This is a genomic window from Cupriavidus sp. FW306-01-F10A (assembly GCF_058782785.1).
This window is the reverse complement of sequence record NZ_JBYSYA010000001.1, coordinates 113,230-128,576: the sequence shown is the minus strand read 5'-3', so window position 1 is coordinate 128,576 and position 15,347 is coordinate 113,230. Positions and strand designations below refer to the sequence as shown.

Here is a 15,347-nt window from a genome sequence, read left to right as displayed (position 1 = left end):
GACCTGTCCGGGCTGTCCCCCAACTTTCCTGCGGATGACCATGCTCGGCGACCTGCTGATGACCTTTTTCGAAGTGGCGCGCCAGGGCAGCATCACCATGGCGGCCAGGCAGCTGCGCATCAGCCAGCCCACCGTCACCGGCCGCATCCGCCAGCTGGAAGAGACCTACGGCGTTGAGCTGTTCCACCGCCGCGCCAGCCGCGTCGACCTGAGCGACGTGGGCGTGGCGCTGATGCCGGTGGTCGAGCAGCTGATGCAGCAGGAAGGCAATGCCGACTACCTGCTGCGCAACGCCGGCAACCTGCGCTTCGGCAACCTGCGCATCGGCGCCACCGGCCCCTACTACATCCTGCGCGCGGTGGCGGCGTTCCGGCAGCGCTACCCGGCGATCGACGTGAGCCTGGACATCGGCAATTCGCAGCAGATGCTGGAGGCGCTGTTCGAGTACCGCATCGACGCCGCGGTATCGTCGCACCCGGTGGACGACGACCGGCTTGCCTGCATCCGGCTGGCGACGGACCCGATGGTGCTGGTGGCCCATCCGGACCATGCGCTGGCGCGGCTGGCGCAGGTCGAGCTGCCGCAACTGCGCGGCTGCCACCTGCTGGTGCGCGAGCACGGCTCGATGACGCGCAAGGCCACCGAGACGGCGCTGGCCGCGTGCGGGCTGGAGTTGCCGCCGCACACCGTGATCGGCAGCCGCGAGGCCATCTACGAGGCCATCCGCCAGGGCCTGGGCGCCAGCGTGGTGCCGCTTGGCGAGGTGCCGCGCGACCCGCTGCTGCGCGTGGTGCCGTTCGCACAAGGCGCGCCGGTGCTGCATGAATACCTATACTGCCTGCAGAGCCGGCGCGAGACCCGGCTGGTCGGCGCCTTCCTGGACTGCGTGGCGCTGGACGAGCCGACCGCCGCCACCCACGCCGCCTGACACCCGCATGCCTGCCGCGCAAGATAAAGCGCCAATGCCGGTATCGGAAAACTTGGGTCCTTCATCACCGCGCGGTCACCACGCCGCGCCAAGCTTGCCGGTTTCGCCAACTGAGCTATCCCGCATGCCCGCTGCCCCCCGCCTCGCCCTGTTTGACCTCGACCACACCCTGCTGCCGCTCGACAGCGAGTATGAATGGGCCCGCTACCTCGTCGCCGTGGGCGGCGCCGAGGCCGCCGAGATCGATGCGCACAATGCACGCTGGCTGGCCGCCTACCAGGCCGGGCGCCTGGACTTTGCCGCCCATGCCCGCTTTGCGCTGGGCCTGCTGGCACGCCACCCGCGCCAACGCCTGACGCAATGGCGCGCGGACTTCATGCGCGAGGTGATCGTGCCCGCGATCCGGCCCGATGCGCTCGACCTGCTGGCGCGCCACCTCACCGCCGGCGACCTGTGCTGCATCGTCACCGCGACCTGCCGCTTTGTCACCGAGCCGATCGCGCGCCAGCTGGGCGTGCCGCACCTGCTGGCGGTAGAGGCCGAACATGACGCGCACGGCGAATTCACCGGCGCGCTGGCCGGCGTGCCGGCCTTCGGCCCCGGCAAGGTGCTGCGGGTGCTGGCATGGCTCGACACGCTGGGCATTGCGCACACGGCGCTGGCACAGGCCACCTTCTATAGCGACTCCCGCAACGACCTGCCGCTGCTCGAAAGCGTTGGCCACCCGGTCGCCGTCAATCCCGATTCGGCGCTGCGAGACGCGGCCGAGGCGCGCGGGTGGCCGGTCTTGCGCCTGTTCGGCACGGCCGGCGTGCCGGCCGCCTGAGCCCATGCACCCGCACGCCGGCTTCCCCGAGTACGACCAGCTGCTGGCCTTGCTGGATACGGGCAGCCACGTGCTGGATACGCGGGTGGTCTGCGAAACCATGGTGCAGGGCCATCGCTTCGGCGTCCATGTCGCCACGCTCGGCAGCCGCGATCCGGGCGCGCCGGCGATCGGCATCTTCGGCGGCATCCACGGGCTGGAACGCATCGGCACGCAGCTGGTGCTGGACTACCTGCGCTCGGTGCTGAGCCAGCTGGCGTGGGACGAGCTGCTGCACCGCGAACTGCAGTCGGTGCGGCTGGTGTTCATGCCGATCGTCAACCCCGGCGGCATGTGGGCCGGCACCCGCGCCAACCCCAACGGCGTCGACCTGATGCGCAATGGCCCGCAGGACGCCGATGCGCGCGTGCCCTTCCTCGCCGGCGGCCAGCGCATCGGCGCCTGGCTGCCCTGGTACCGCGGCCCGGCGGGCGCGCCGATGGAAGCGGAAAGCCGCGCGCTGCTGCGCGTGGTGCAGGAAGAACTGCTGCCGCGCCCGCTCAGCTTTGCGGTGGACTGCCATTCGGGCTACGGCTGGCGCGACAGCATCTGGTTTCCGTACGCGGGAACGCGCCGGCCGATGGCGCACCTGCCCGAGATGTACCTGCTCAAGACGCTGTTCGAGCAGGCCCACCCGCACCACGGCTACACCTTCGAGCCGCAAAGCCACCAGTACCTGCTGCACGGCGACCTGTGGGACCATGCCTATGACCTGACGCCGCACGGCAACCTGTTCCTGCCGATGACGCTGGAACTGGGCTCGTGGCTGTGGATCAAGAAGAACCCGCGCCAGCTGTTCTCGCGCGAGGGCATCTTCAACCCGATCAAGGCGCACCGCACCGCGCGCGTGCTGCGCCGGCACGTGAGCCTGTTCGACTTCCTGGGCCGCGTGGCCTTTGCGCCGGATCGCTGGCGGCCGCGCGGCGTGCAGCGTGACGACCTGCTGCTGCAGGCACGCGCACACTGGCAGACGGAGCCGCCGCCATGAGCCGATGGGTATTCTTGCGGGGACTGACGCGGGAATCGCGCCACTGGGGAAGCCTGCCGGCGCGTTGGGAAGCGGCCGGGCTGGGCCGTCCGCTGCTGCCCGACCTGCCCGGCAACGGCGCGCTGTCCGCGCAGCCGGCGCCGTGGAGCGTGCCTGAGATGGTCACCGCGGTGCGGCGCCAGTTGTCGGCCACCGGCGCGCACGGCCCCTACCGCGTGCTGGCGATGTCGCTGGGTGCGATGGCCGCGACCGAGTGGGCCAGCGCCTATCCGGAGGAAGTCGGCGGCCTGGTGCTGGTCAATACCAGCATGCGGCCGTTCTGCACGCCCGCACAGCGCCTGCGGCCGCGCAACTGGGGCAAGCTGCTGCGCGTGGCGCAGCGCTGGCAGGACCGCGCGTACTGCGAGCGGACCATCCACGCCATCACCTGTGCCCGCACCGATACGCTGGCGCGCGATCTCGAGACCTGGCAGGCCATTGCCGCCGACGCACCGGTGAGCCGCCAATCCGCGCTGGCACAGTTGCTGGCCGCGGCCCGCTATCGCGCCCCCGCCAGTGCGCCGCGCTGCCCGGCGCTGCTGCTTGCCTCGGCGGCAGACCGCCTGGTCAACCCGGTGTGCTCGGCGCGCATCGCGCAAGCCTGGGACGCGCAGTTGCTGACGCACCACTGGGCCGGGCATGACCTGCCCCACGATGACCCGCAGTGGCTGTGCAATGCCGTCGCCGGCTCGGTGATACTGACACTAAGCGGCGGCTAAGGCCTGCTCCGCCGGCATGGCGCTGGTCAGCAGCGCCGCCGCGGCATCGAGCCGGTCCGGCGTGCCAAACAGCCGCGCACTGATCAAGCCGTTCTGCAAGGCCCCGAACACCACCTGCGCCAGCTGCTGCGGCGGAATCGGATAGGGCGACTTGCGCTGCGCCGCGGCGCGCTCGAACAAGCTGGCCAGCCATTGCTCATTGAGCCGGATAAAGTCCTGCATCGCGGCGCGCACCGCGTCCGGCAGCATCAGCACGTCGGCCGACAGCATGCCCACCAGGCAAGCCTGGTCGGTGCCGGCACCCGCGCGCAAAGGCGCAAGGTATTGCCGCGCCTGCTCCGCGGGCGGCAGGCTGGCGTCGATCGCATCCAGGCGCGCCCGCCTGCGGGTGCCGTATTCGCGCACCGCTTCCCGCACCAGGTCGTCCTTGGACGGGAAGTAATAGTGGATGCTCGAGGTCTTGACCCCGACCAGGTCGGCCAGGTCGCGGTAGCTGAAGCCGTTGAACCCCCTGCGGCGGATCAGCGCCAGCGCATGTTCGACCAGTTGCTCGCGTACGGATCGGGTGTTCATGGCATCAACTCCTGGTCTTGCTGCCGCGCCGTTCAGGCCGGCAGCGATTGTGCGATCAGCGTGATGAGGGACCCGCTTGCGAAGCAAAGCCCTACCCATCCGCCAAGGATCAGCGCAGTGTCACGCCAACGCATGATCAACTCCTGAAGACGGGCCGCACCCAGGCGGCCCGGCGGGTTTCAATGGCCGGCAGCACGCCGGCCGGCTCTCAGGCGATGGCGCCGTCGGTATAGGGGTCAGCCTTGCCCACGCGCGCACCGTCGGTGTACGGATCGAAGCTGCGCGACGGTTGGGCCGACACACCACTGCGGTCCAGGCCGGCTACCGTGCGCGCGCCGTCGGTGTACGGATCGAACTTGCCCACGCGCGCGCCTTCGCTGAACGGGTCGAACTTGCCGCTGCGGTAGTTGTAGCCGTAGCTGTCAGCCGGCACGTTGGCCGCTACCGTGCGCGCGCCGTCGGTGTACGGGTCGGGCTTGCCAACGCGTGCGCCTTCGGTGAACGGATCGAACTTGCCGGCGCGGGCGCCTTCCGTGAACGGATCGAACTTGCCGGTGCGGGCGCCGTCGGTGAAGGCATCGGCCTTGCCGACGCGGAAGGCGTAGCCGTACTTGTCGCCGGCCGAGGTGCTGTCCTGCACGCTGGCGGCTTGCGCAACACCGCCCGCGAGCGCGGCGGCAAGGGTGGCGGCGGTAATCAGGGTCTTGGTGATCTTGGTCATGATGGGCTCCAGGGTGCGATGTTTCGGGATCGCGTAATTAGGTGTCAGTGGCTTTGCAGGTCGGTCTTTCGCTTCCACATCTACTGGTAGATAGATAACTGGTCCTGAAAAAATGACCGCCTCCGGTCATGCAATGGGACCGCCACGTTCTCGCCTTGTCTTGCTTGTTGCTGGCGGTGCAGCGCTTCCATGAGTCAAATACTATCTACTACTAGGTAGAGAGTCAAGAAAAAACATTTCTATCGGCCCGATAGCCTATGCCTTTCCTGGCTCTATCTCATTGTTTTAAAAGCGCTTATGACCGACCCCAAGGCGTCGGTGGCGAACCAGCTGGGTGTCAATAAAAAGCCGCCATGCAGCTTGCGCCACATGACGGCCTCAGACGCGCCACTGATAATTGCGCGAAAACCTTAGCCGGCGACGGCGGCCATCAGCGTATCGGCGGCGGCTTCCACCCGGTCGGAGGTCCCGAACAGGCGCGCCGCAATCAGCCCGCTCTGCAGCGAGCCGAACACCACCTGCGCCAGCCGCGCCGGCGGCACCGGGAACGGCGTGCTGCGCTGCGGCTGCGCGCGTTCCAGCAGGCCCGCCAACCATTGTTCGTTCATCAGGTAGAAGCCCTGCAGCATCTTGTGCACGGGCTCCGGCAGGCACAGCGTCTCGGTCGACAACATGCCGCACAGGCAGATCTGGTCCGAGCCGCAGCTGGCGCGGAACGGCGCCAGGTAGATGGCCGCCTGCTCGGTCACCGGCAAGCTGGTGTCGATGGAGCGGATGCGTTCGGCCAGGCGGGCGCTGTATTCCTTCACCGCCTCCTGGACCAGGTCTTCTTTGGTCGGGAAGTAATAGTGGATGCTGGAGGTCTTGACCCCCACCAGCTCCGCCAGGTCGCGGTAGCTGAAGCCGTTGAAGCCGCGGCGGCGGATCAGGACGAGGGTGTGCTCGAGCAGTTGCTCGCGTACCGATTGCGTTTTCATGAAAGCAGTTTATCTATGCGAAGATAGACGCTCAAGTTGAAATGCCCCGGGGCTGGGGTAATTCCCTAGCCTCGGGGCATGTTCTCAGGATGCTTTAGCCTGGCAGGACCTGCGCGGCGAAGGTGATCATCGAGCCACTCGTCACGCAAAGGACCAGCCATCCGCCAAGCAGCAGGACGCTGTTACGCAAACTCATGATGGACTCCATCGGACGGCAGTCAGCGTGACCGCCGCCGTAACGTTGTTGGCCGCCGGCCCCACAGCCGGCAGCAATCAGGCCAGGGCGCCGTCGGTGTAGGGGTCAGCCTTGCCGACGCGTGCGCCGTCCGTGTACGGGTCGAAGCTGCGGGCCGGCTCGGCCGACACGCCGCTACGGTCCAGGCCAGCCACGGTGCGGTAGCCGTCCGTGTAGGGGTCGGTCTTGCCGACGCGGGCACCGTCGGTGTACGGGTCGAACTTGCCAGCGCGAGCGCCTTCCGTGAACGGGTCGAACTTGCCGGCGCGGGCCCCTTCCGTGAAGGTATCGAACTTGCCGGCGCGGTAGCTGTAGCCGTACTTGTCGCCAGCCGAGGTGTTGTCCTGCACGCTGGCGGCTTGCGCCACGCCGCCTGCGAGTGCGGCGGCAAGGGTGGCGGCGGTGATCAGGGTCTTGGCGAACTTGGCATTCATGATGGGCTCCTGGGTGCGATGTTTCGGGATCGCGTCAATTCGGTATCAGTGGCTGTGGCAGGTCGCTTGTTCATACCGCATCTATCAGTAGATAGATTTCAGGTGCTGAAAAAATGACCGCGCCGGTCATGCAATGGAATCGCCACTTTTCCGCCCGTTCTTGCTTGCTTCCGGCGGTGCAGCGGTGCCATGGACTTAATGCTATCTACTACTAGGTAGATAGTCAAGGCAAAAGTTTTCTATCAAGCAGATAGCCCCTGCCGACACTGCACGATATGGACGGAAATCCACTTGGGGCATGCGTGCGAATGAACTTTTCTTCACCCGGACGCCGATGGCCTGCTAGCCTGAAGGGAACGCCATCCCGAAACGTCGCCATGCCTGAAGGCCCCCGCCCCGCTCAGCCGGCATCCCGCCATCGCTGGCTCGCCACCGCCGCGGCACTCGCCGTGGCCGCGGGTGTTGCGCGGCACCTACTGTTTCGTGCGGTGGAACGCAAAGCCTTTGTCACGCCGACGGATGAAACAAAGGATGCGGCAGCATCCGACATTTCAGCCCTGACGGTGCGCCATGCCACGTTCGCCAGCGGCGATCGCATCCTGCACGCCGCCTTCATGCCCGCAGCGGACCCCGAAGCGCCGGCGCTGATGGTGTGCCACGGCGACAATGAGAGCCTGCCCGACTGGGCCCCGGTCCAGGCCATGCTGGCCGGCGCGGGCATCGCCTCCTACGTCTTCGACTACAGCGGCTACGGCCGCAGCAGCGGGCGGCCAAGCGTGCGCCGGCTGCGCGAGGATGCGCTGGCCGCCTACCGGCAATTCCTGGCGGCCACGCCGCAGGCAAAACGGCGCGTGGTGCTGGGGCATTCGCTGGGATCGGGCATCCTGCTGGAGGTGGCACAGCGCTTCGACCCGCAGCCCGACGGCTATGTCATTGCGGCGGGCTTCAGTTCGGCGCGCCTGGCCGCGGTGCAGACCGGGCGCATACCCGCATGGGCCGCGTGGTTGCTGCCGGATCCGTGGAACAACGCTGCGCGTGCCAGCCGGCTGGAGCGGCCTCTGCTGGTGGTGCACAGCCGTGACGATGCCGTGATCGTCCCACCCCATGCCGAACGCGTGGCCCGTGCGGCCAGGCATCTGCATGCGCTGGTGATGCTGGACGCCATGCCGCATGACGCAGCCATCCTGCCGGAACATATCGAGGCATTCTGGCCGCCGATCCTGCGCTTTGTGCGCGCGCAGGACGGCGATGCCATGCAGGCGCTGTTGGCAGGAAACGACGCGAAATATGAAGGCGATCCGCCTGGCAACGCGGATCAGGCAGGCACATCGACCAGTCGCACAGGCACATTGGCGACAGCAAGCGGCGAGCGCAGGCAGTAGGGTCACGGGACGGCCGGACCATGGCCGAACAATCTACCGCAGACGTCCGCCACCGGCAATCATCCTTGTGGGCGAGGCGCCACGGCGAGATGCCCGAGAGACTTTTTGCCGAATTCTTGTCTATATTGGTCCCCATGGCACGAGCATCGCTATTTCGCCGTTGACAGCACTGGAGGTACTGCCATGCGTTGGCTTGCAAACCTGTTCAGTCCGCCGACCCCGGAGAAAATCGCCGAGAGGGAACTGCAAGACATGAGGCTGACGCTGTTCCAGGCCGAAAGGCGCTTGCTCGAAGCGCAAATGCAGGTGGCCTACTACCGCGACATGGTGGCCTTCCTGGAAGACGTCGCGGCCAAGGGCGTGGAGGACGTGGTCGACAAGCGCCGCGCCACGCCGCCTGCGATGCCGGAGCTGCCGGCACGCACGCCTGGCCTCACCACGGTCCCTATCGTTCCGTCCGCGGCCTGACGCAGCCGGGGCAGGCCCCGACCTGTGCGATACTCGCGCTGCCTGGCGCCCGTGCGGCGCGCAGGCGCATATCCACAGGAACCAGCCCCATGAGCGAACTGCTGCCCGCGATCGAATTCGAAACCGCGCCCAATCCCGCCTGCGCCGTCATCTGGATGCATGGGCTGGGCGCCGACGGCAGCGATTTCGCCCCGGTCGTGCCTGAGCTGCGCCTGCCCGCAGCGCCCGGCGTGCGCTTTATCTTCCCGCACGCGCCGGCTATCCCCGTGACCTGCAACGGCGGTTATGTCATGCCGGCCTGGTATGACATTTATTCCCTCGATGAATCCGGGCGACGCGCCGATGAAGCCGGCATCCGTGCCTCTTGCGAAGCCATTCGCGCACTGATTGCGCGCGAGAACGCCCGTGGCATCCCCACGCACCGCATCGTGCTGGCAGGCTTCTCGCAGGGCGGCGCGATTGCCTACACCGCCGGGCTGAGCCATGCCGAGACGCTGGCCGGCATCGTCGCGCTGTCCACCTACATCCCTGCGCCGGCAGCGCTGGCGGCCGAGGCCAGCGCCGCCAACGCCACCACGCCCGTGTTTGCCGCCCATGGCACGCAGGACGACGTGGTGCCGCTGCAACTGGGCGTCGCCGCCCGCGATTTCGTGCAGGCGCGGCAGCACCCGGTGACCTGGAACACCTATCCGATGGGCCATTCGGTCTGCCTGGAAGAGATCGCCGCCATCGGCGCCTGGCTGGCAACGCGCTTTGCGCAGGCAGCCACCGCGCAGTCCTGATCCGCTCCCTGACAAGATGATTGCCGGCCGCTGCGCCGCGCATCGCATTACCCTGCAAGCATGACCCTCGCCCCACTGCCCAGGATCGATTTCAATACCCGCAAGGCGCTGCTGTTCGCACTCGCCGCCGAACGGCTGTCGGCCTACTACGAACACCGCCAATGGATGACCGACGCCCAGGGTGCGACGCTGGCCGGCGAATGGCTGTCGCGCTCGAAGCTGCAGTTGCCGCTGTCCGAGCGGCGCCTGTTGTCCGAACTGAGCGACCAGTTTGCACGCCAGCTGGCTGAGACCCTGTCACGCGAGGCCGGCCTGTACGCCGCGCACGAGATGATGGAAGCCCTCGATCCCAACTACCAGTCTGCGTTTGCCTACGACATGCTGGAAGAATGCGAGCGGCTGCTGCATGAAAACGGCGTGACGGAATAGCGGGCCGGACGGCGGGCGGCGTTTGCAAAGATTGACAGTTGCATTGCGCGCGGGCGCGTAAACTTCGCGCACTGATGACGCCCCCCTTCCCGCCTACCATGGAACGCAAGCACTGCCTGGCCTGGATCGCGCTGAGCATGATCGCAGCAGCCTTGCTGACACTGCTGTGCCTGATCCTGAATGACCACGCCGAGACCCAGGCCGCCAAAAGGGTCGAGCAAATGGCCGTCCGGGTGAAGCCCGCGGGCGCAGGCCTGATCCAGACCCACGCTGCGTCCCCGGCCGCTCAACAGCCGGAGCGGCTGTCGCAGGCCCTCGGCGCGCGGCGCTGAGCCGCATCGGGTGCGCCCCGGCCCGTAACTTCAGAACGACGACCAGTGGTTAAGAAGAACAACAGCACGTGCCGGAGCGCGGGCTTGAGTGTAGGCGCGGTGCCCACCGACGACTGCAAAGAATTGATAAGAGCGCGGTAGCCGACTACCCCTCGGCCGAAGCAGAGCCAGACCGGATAATCTTCACGCCGATATAAGGTATTCGAAATCATGACCGCTGACCAGGACACGCGCAGCAGGGGATGCCTGTCAATCGGCCGATGCAGGTGTATAACCGGTCAGTTGCATGCCATCGCCAGCATTGGATGGCAGGGCTGGCAGCATGGAACGCTGCGCGCAGCCTGCTCGGCAGGCTGCGCCACAGATAAACGGGGGGAGCCGCGCGCGGACGCGCACGAAGTGCGCAGGGTGGCCTAAGCCCCTGGCCATGCCGGCCACGCCGCGCCGGTCAGCGCGGCGAGCGCCGAGTAGGACGTCGCCAGGTGATACGGGGAGGTCGATGGCATGTCGGCGCGCATCACGCTGCCCGAGCGCGCCAGGCATTCATGCCAGCCGTGATCGTGCAGGAAGCGGCTGCGGAACTGCTGCGTCCAGGCTTCCAGCGCCGCCAGCGACTCCGGCGCGCCATGCACGGCGAGCGCGCGCGCGTATTCGGTCTGCGCCCAGATGCGCTGGGTATCGTCCAGCATGGTGCCGTCGGCGTTCAGTGCCGCGCTGACGCCCTGCGTCGACGGCACCACGCCGTGCCGCTGCGCGAAGGCAAAGGCCTGGCGCAGCGTATCGGCCAGCGGCAAGTCCCCGAACAGCGCCGGCGTGCCGGCCACCAGCGAGAACCACTCGAACTGATGGCCCGGCTCGATGCGGTTGCCGGGGCTGCCTTGCGGGAGCTCGGCAATGCAGCCGCTGGCCGGATCGACAAAGCGCTCATGCACCGCCATCGCGATCTCGCGCAGGCGTTCGGCATACCATTCGTCCCCGGTCGCATCCAGCGCGGCCAGGTAGGCCTCGGTCAGGTGCATGATGGGGTTCTGCAGCACGCCGGCACCCTTGGGCCGGAAATGCTCGGTAAGCGCGGCGTGGTACAGGCCCTGTTCGTCGCTGAAGAGGTCCTCGACGACATCGACGGTTTCATCGAGCACGTCGAGCGCGTCAGGATTGCCGCGCCGCGCATGATAGTTGGCGCAGGCGAAGATCACGAAGGCATGCGTATAGAGGTCGCGCGTGGCATCGAGCGGCGTTCCGGCCGGGTCGACGCTGTAGAGCCACGCGCCCTCGCCATTGCCGAAGTAGGCCTGCAGCGAGCCGAAGAGCGTGTCGGCATGCGCATGGTTGCCGGCCATTGAGAACACATAGAGCTGGCGGGCGCATGCCATGGCGCGATAGCGGGCCGGCGGCAACGGCGCGGCACTGGCGCCGTCGAGTGCCTCGTAGGGCAGCAGCAGGTCGCCGTTCCAGCCGCTGGCGGTCCACAGCGGCAGCACGGTGGCATCGTAATGTGCCGTCAGGGCGGCGACCCCTTGGTTTAGCTCAGGCGAGATGGGCATGGTCTGGCGGAAAGTACAGGCGCGGCGAAGGCCGCAAAGGCAGTATCTTGCCATGCCGCGGCCGCAAGACAGTCATGGCATTTGCGGCGAGCTCTTGCTAGCATCAATGGCGCCCACCCGCGAACGGGAGACACCCATGTCGACTTTGCCCCTCACGCTGACTGACGAGCACCGCACATTGGTGCTTCACGTCCTTGAAGATGCACCCGGCCAGTTCACCTGGCGCATCGTCATGGAAGAACGCTGTGGCGCCGCCGACGAGGATTGCACCGTCGCGGCGCCATCCACCTACGGTTCCCGCGCAGAGGCCGAGGCCGCCTGCTGGGCCGCCGGCAACGGCATACTGAACGGTCCGCGCGCCGCAGGCGAACTGCACGCCACCTGAAGCCCCCACGGCATCGCGCAACACTTGCACTACGTGCCGCGTGTCCTAGTCTGGAAGCGTGGCAGTGGCAACGCGGGGTATGCATTTACCTGCGGTTTTCCGTTCCGGCCACGCCCGGGCAACGTATGCTGCCCGGGGCGCTTCCTGCCACCTGCCTGTCATATTCCTGGCCTTAACTGACCTGGTCGCCATGCCGCCCCTAGAAACGGGCACGGTGGGCAAGGCCGCAGGAGCATGCAATGGATAAGCCGGTCGTCACGCCCCAGCGCTTCGTTGAACTGATGAACGAGCGCCTCACCAAGCATCCCCTCTTCCGCGAGGGCATGCGCGTCTATGCCATCCCGCAGCACACCGACCATCCGCGCAGCCTGGTCTGCGTGGGGCCGCGCGGCACCGAATGCGTGTGCGCCACCATCGAAAACATCGTGCGGGGTGAATGTGAGGTGTTCCCCGACATCGATCAGGACTGGCACCGCCCGCCAAAACCCGGCACCCCCGCCGAGTTGCGGGTGCGCTGAGTTGCCCCGGCGCGCCCGACGCCTATGCCCAGCGGATGGCATGACCAGAACGTGACCTACCGCGGCCACCGCATCCATGTCGCGGCGCTGCGCTATGGCGGCCAGCATGACGGGTGGTGGACGCTGCGCGCGGAGATCTGGCATCACGGCAACAAGCTGGCGCTGCCCTGCCCGGCCGCGCAGACGCGCTTTGGCTGCGCCACCGACGCCACGCGCGCAGGCATTGCCTGGGGGCGCGAGGCCATCGACACGCACATCGCCGGCCTGCACGATGCCGAGGACGCGGCGCTACACTAGCGCCGCTTCGGCCCATCAAACATCGATCGCGGAATCCGACTTCACCTTGCGGCGCAGCTCGAACTTCTGGATCTTGCCGGTCGAGGTCTTGGGCAGCGGCCCGAAGTAGACCGCCTTGGGCGCCTTGAAGCCCGCCAGCAGCGTGCGGCAATGCGCGATCAGTTCTTCCGCGCTGACGCTGGCGCCGTCTTTCAGTTCGACAAACGCGCATGGGGTCTCGCCCCATTTGGCATCGGGCTGCGCCACCACCGCGGCGGCCAGCACCGCGGGATGCCGGTAGAGCGCGTCTTCCACTTCAACGCTGGAGATGTTCTCGCCGCCGGAAATAATGATGTCCTTGCTGCGGTCCTTGATCTTGATATAGCCATCGGGCATGCATACGCCCAGGTCGCCGGTATGGAACCAGCCGCCGGCAAAGGCCTCGCGCGTGGCCTTCTCGTTCTTGAGGTAGCCCTTCATGCAGATATTGCCGCGGAACATGATCTCGCCGATGGTCTCGCCATCGGCCGGCACCGGCTGCATGGAATCGGGATCGAGCACCGCCACCTGCGACTGCAGGTGATAGCGCACGCCCTGGCGCGCCTTCCTGACCGCGCGCTCCTGCTCGGACAGCGCGCTCCAGTCATCCTGCTCGGCGCAGACCGCGGCCGGGCCGTAGACCTCGGTCAGGCCATAGACATGGGTCAGCTCGAACCCCATCGCCTCCATCTGCGCCAGCACCGCGGCCGGCGGCGGAGCGCCGGCCACCATGCCGCGCACCGGGCCGCGCACGCCCTCGCGCCACGCGGCGGGTGCATTGACCAGCGCGGTATGCACGATCGGCGCGGCGCAGTAGTGGGTCACGCCCTCTTCGCGCATCAGGTCGAACACCAGCCTGGGCTCGAACTTGCGCAGGCACACATTGACGCCCGCGCGCGCCGCAACGGTCCACGGGAAGCACCAGCCGTTGCAGTGGAACATCGGCAGCGTCCACAGGTAGACCGGGTGCTTGGGCAAATCCCACTCAAGGATATTGGACACGGCATTGATGGCCGCGCCGCGGTGGTGGTAGACCACGCCCTTGGGGTCGCCGGTGGTGCCCGAGGTGTAGTTCAGCGCGATGGCTTCCCACTCGTCGGCCGGCATGTGCCACGCGTAGTCCGGGTCGCCCGAGGCGAGAAACGCTTCGTAGTCGGCGTCGCCGAACGGAGCCTCTTGCGGGCCCAGCACGTCATGCACGGCAATGACTTTCAGGCCGGGAATTTCCAGCGCCATCTGGCGCGCCAGGTCGGCAAACTCGGTATCGGCCAGCAGCACGCGCGCCTCGCCATGGCGCAGCATGAAGACCAGGTTGGCGGCGTCGAGGCGGATATTGAGCGCATTGAGCACGGCGCCCGCCATCGGCACGCCGAAATGCGCCTCCACCATGGCCGGCGTATTGGGCAGCAGCGCGGCCACGGTATCGCCCTTGCCGATGCCGGCACGCGCCAGCGCGCTGGCCAGGCGCCGTGCGCGCGCATAGGTGTCGCGCCAGTTCTGGCGCAGCGGGCCGTGCACGATGGCCAGGCGCTGGCCGTACACCTCGGCGGCGCGGACCAGGAAGTCGATGGGCGTAAGCGGCACGAAGTTGGCCGCGTTGCGGGCCAGGCCGCTGTCGAAATCGGTGGGCATTGCTTGTGTCTCCGCGTATCTGGCGGCGTTGGCGGCAGGGCCGCGCAACAGGCCGCGTGATGCTGTCGATGCGCTGCATGGGTGCAGCGATGTCCGGGGCGAGGTGACCATTGTCCGCGCCATCCGGCGCTGTCACTTTTTCTGGCACAAGGCTATCATCGCACACGCTGGCGCACTGTCGCCCAGACGACAAACCTGCCGCAAACCCGCGCCAGGCAAGGCTTACACGATTCTTACAGGGACCCGGCCCGAGCCGCGCGTCCATGCCATGAGCGAACCTGCAGACCCGATTTCCGCCCCTGCCGCAGTCCTTGCCGGCCATGCCTGGTTCGGCGCACTGGCGCCGGAACACCAGGCGCTGGCCGCGCGCGAAACGCTGCTCCAGTCCTTTGCCGCGGGCGCCTTCATCGCCCGGCGCGGCGAGCCCTCGCGCCACTGGATCGGGGTGGACAGCGGCCTGATCAAGCTGGCGGTGTACACCCCCGACGGGCGCGGCTGCACCTTCTCCGGCGTGCCCGCCGGCGGCTGGTGCGGCGAAGGCAGCGTGATCAAGCGCGAAGACCGCCGCTATGACGTGATCGCGATCCGTGACTCGCAGGTGCTGCTGGTGCCGGGGCCGGTGTTCAACACGCTGCTGGCGCAGAGCCTGCCGTTCGCCAGCTTTGTCGTGCGCCAGCTCAACGAGCGCATGGGCCAATTCATCGCCACCGTGCAGAACGACCGCCTGCTGGGCGCCGATGCGCGCGTGGCGCAGGCCATCGCGCAGCTGTTCCACCCGGACCTGTATCCGCGCACCAGCCCCGTGCTGGAACTGTCGCAGGAAGAGATCGGCCTGCTGACCGGGCTGTCGCGCCAACGCGTCAACCAGGCGCTGCGCCGGCTGGCCGATGCCGGCATGGTCCACCTGTCCTACCAGAGCATCCGCGTGACCGACCTGCCCCGGCTGCGCCACTTCGGGCTGTCCGAGCTGTAACGCTGCCGCCACCGGGCGCCGTGAACGATCAAGCGGACGATGCCCGCGGCCTTGCGCCGCCGGTGGAATCCTGCGACAGTTACCGGCCGCACCCCCGCTCAGCTTCCG

At 67.5% G+C, this 15,347-nt stretch carries 19 protein-coding genes; 13 read left to right on the top strand and 6 right to left on the bottom strand.

From position 1 onward, the window contains the following. The first annotated feature begins 40 nt into the window (after nt 1-40). The 4 genes from AC3WLF_RS00610 to AC3WLF_RS00595 all read left to right on the top strand — a co-directional run bounded on the left by AC3WLF_RS00610 (nt 41) and on the right by AC3WLF_RS00595 (nt 3,539). Nucleotides 41-928, top strand: coding sequence for a LysR substrate-binding domain-containing protein (locus AC3WLF_RS00610; protein WP_492318502.1), 888 nt, complete (start codon nt 41-43; stop codon nt 926-928). Between the two features lie 124 nt (nt 929-1,052). Next, nucleotides 1,053-1,754: an HAD family hydrolase gene (locus tag AC3WLF_RS00605; RefSeq protein ID WP_492318503.1), complete on the top strand. Its 702-nt coding sequence runs from the start codon at nt 1,053-1,055 to the stop codon at nt 1,752-1,754. Between the two features lie 4 nt (nt 1,755-1,758). Then, nucleotides 1,759-2,781, top strand: a complete 1,023-nt coding sequence (locus tag AC3WLF_RS00600) for a M14 family zinc carboxypeptidase (protein ID WP_492357649.1) — start codon at nt 1,759-1,761, stop codon at nt 2,779-2,781. Beyond that, nucleotides 2,778-3,539: an alpha/beta fold hydrolase gene (locus tag AC3WLF_RS00595; RefSeq protein WP_492352081.1), complete on the top strand. Its 762-nt coding sequence runs from the start codon at nt 2,778-2,780 to the stop codon at nt 3,537-3,539. Before AC3WLF_RS00600 ends, AC3WLF_RS00595 begins: the two co-directional genes overlap by 4 nt. Here AC3WLF_RS00595 and AC3WLF_RS00590 read toward each other — a convergent pair. The 4 genes from AC3WLF_RS00590 to AC3WLF_RS00575 form a co-directional block, all read right to left on the bottom strand. Beyond that, on the bottom strand, nt 3,525-4,112 hold the full coding sequence (locus AC3WLF_RS00590; protein WP_492318506.1) for a TetR/AcrR family transcriptional regulator: 588 nt from the start codon (nt 4,110-4,112) through the stop codon (nt 3,525-3,527). The genes AC3WLF_RS00595 and AC3WLF_RS00590 overlap by 15 nt on opposite strands. Before the next feature lie 208 nt (nt 4,113-4,320). Continuing rightward, nucleotides 4,321-4,833: a copper resistance protein CopQ gene (locus tag AC3WLF_RS00585; protein ID WP_492318507.1), complete on the bottom strand. Its 513-nt coding sequence runs from the start codon at nt 4,831-4,833 to the stop codon at nt 4,321-4,323. A gap of 410 nt (nt 4,834-5,243) precedes the next feature. Continuing rightward, nucleotides 5,244-5,810 (bottom strand): TetR/AcrR family transcriptional regulator, encoded by a 567-nt coding sequence (locus AC3WLF_RS00580; RefSeq protein WP_035816210.1) that lies wholly within the window; start codon nt 5,808-5,810, stop codon nt 5,244-5,246. 273 nt (nt 5,811-6,083) lie between these two features. Continuing rightward, nucleotides 6,084-6,479 (bottom strand): hypothetical protein, encoded by a 396-nt coding sequence (locus AC3WLF_RS00575; protein ID WP_492352083.1) that lies wholly within the window; start codon nt 6,477-6,479, stop codon nt 6,084-6,086. 377 nt (nt 6,480-6,856) lie between these two features. On the opposite strand from AC3WLF_RS00575, the gene AC3WLF_RS00570 reads away from it, so the two are divergent. The 5 genes from AC3WLF_RS00570 to AC3WLF_RS00550 all read left to right on the top strand — a co-directional run bounded on the left by AC3WLF_RS00570 (nt 6,857) and on the right by AC3WLF_RS00550 (nt 9,872). Further along, nucleotides 6,857-7,861, top strand: coding sequence for an alpha/beta hydrolase (locus AC3WLF_RS00570; protein ID WP_492318509.1), 1,005 nt, complete (start codon nt 6,857-6,859; stop codon nt 7,859-7,861). A 183-nt stretch (nt 7,862-8,044) separates the two neighbouring features. Further along, nucleotides 8,045-8,329 (top strand): hypothetical protein, encoded by a 285-nt coding sequence (locus AC3WLF_RS00565; protein ID WP_010812500.1) that lies wholly within the window; start codon nt 8,045-8,047, stop codon nt 8,327-8,329. Between the two features lie 89 nt (nt 8,330-8,418). Continuing rightward, nucleotides 8,419-9,111: an alpha/beta hydrolase gene (locus tag AC3WLF_RS00560; RefSeq protein WP_492357648.1), complete on the top strand. Its 693-nt coding sequence runs from the start codon at nt 8,419-8,421 to the stop codon at nt 9,109-9,111. A gap of 60 nt (nt 9,112-9,171) precedes the next feature. Beyond that, a complete protein-coding gene (locus AC3WLF_RS00555) occupies nt 9,172-9,540 on the top strand; it encodes a hypothetical protein (protein ID WP_010812498.1) in 369 nt (122 codons plus the stop codon). Between the two features lie 98 nt (nt 9,541-9,638). Next, a complete protein-coding gene (locus AC3WLF_RS00550; protein ID WP_010812497.1) occupies nt 9,639-9,872 on the top strand; it encodes a hypothetical protein in 234 nt (77 codons plus the stop codon). 413 nt (nt 9,873-10,285) lie between these two features. Here AC3WLF_RS00550 and AC3WLF_RS00545 read toward each other — a convergent pair whose 3' ends face one another. Beyond that, nucleotides 10,286-11,416, bottom strand: coding sequence for an AGE family epimerase/isomerase (locus AC3WLF_RS00545; RefSeq protein WP_492318512.1), 1,131 nt, complete (start codon nt 11,414-11,416; stop codon nt 10,286-10,288). 136 nt (nt 11,417-11,552) lie between these two features. Between AC3WLF_RS00545 and AC3WLF_RS00540 the strand changes: the two genes are divergently transcribed. The 3 genes from AC3WLF_RS00540 (at nt 11,553) to AC3WLF_RS00530 (ending at nt 12,616) form a co-directional block, all read left to right on the top strand. Next, entirely contained in the window at nt 11,553-11,801 is a 249-nt protein-coding gene (locus AC3WLF_RS00540; protein WP_492318513.1) for a hypothetical protein, read from the top strand. A 239-nt stretch (nt 11,802-12,040) separates the two neighbouring features. Continuing rightward, the gene (locus AC3WLF_RS00535; protein WP_492318514.1) at nt 12,041-12,319 is read left to right on the top strand and encodes a hypothetical protein; all 279 of its coding nucleotides are present in this window, start codon (nt 12,041-12,043) and stop codon (nt 12,317-12,319) included. Nucleotides 12,320-12,343: 24 nt separating this feature from the next. Beyond that, nucleotides 12,344-12,616, top strand: coding sequence for a DUF6566 family protein (locus tag AC3WLF_RS00530; protein ID WP_492340442.1), 273 nt, complete (start codon nt 12,344-12,346; stop codon nt 12,614-12,616). Between the two features lie 15 nt (nt 12,617-12,631). Here the strand turns inward: AC3WLF_RS00530 and AC3WLF_RS00525 are convergent, their stop codons facing one another. Then, on the bottom strand, nt 12,632-14,266 hold the full coding sequence (locus tag AC3WLF_RS00525) for an acyl-CoA synthetase (protein WP_492318516.1): 1,635 nt from the start codon (nt 14,264-14,266) through the stop codon (nt 12,632-12,634). A 268-nt stretch (nt 14,267-14,534) separates the two neighbouring features. On the opposite strand from AC3WLF_RS00525, the gene AC3WLF_RS00520 reads away from it, so the two are divergent. Further along, a complete protein-coding gene (locus AC3WLF_RS00520) occupies nt 14,535-15,239 on the top strand; it encodes a Crp/Fnr family transcriptional regulator (RefSeq protein WP_492318517.1) in 705 nt (234 codons plus the stop codon). Nucleotides 15,240-15,347 lie beyond the last annotated feature (108 nt).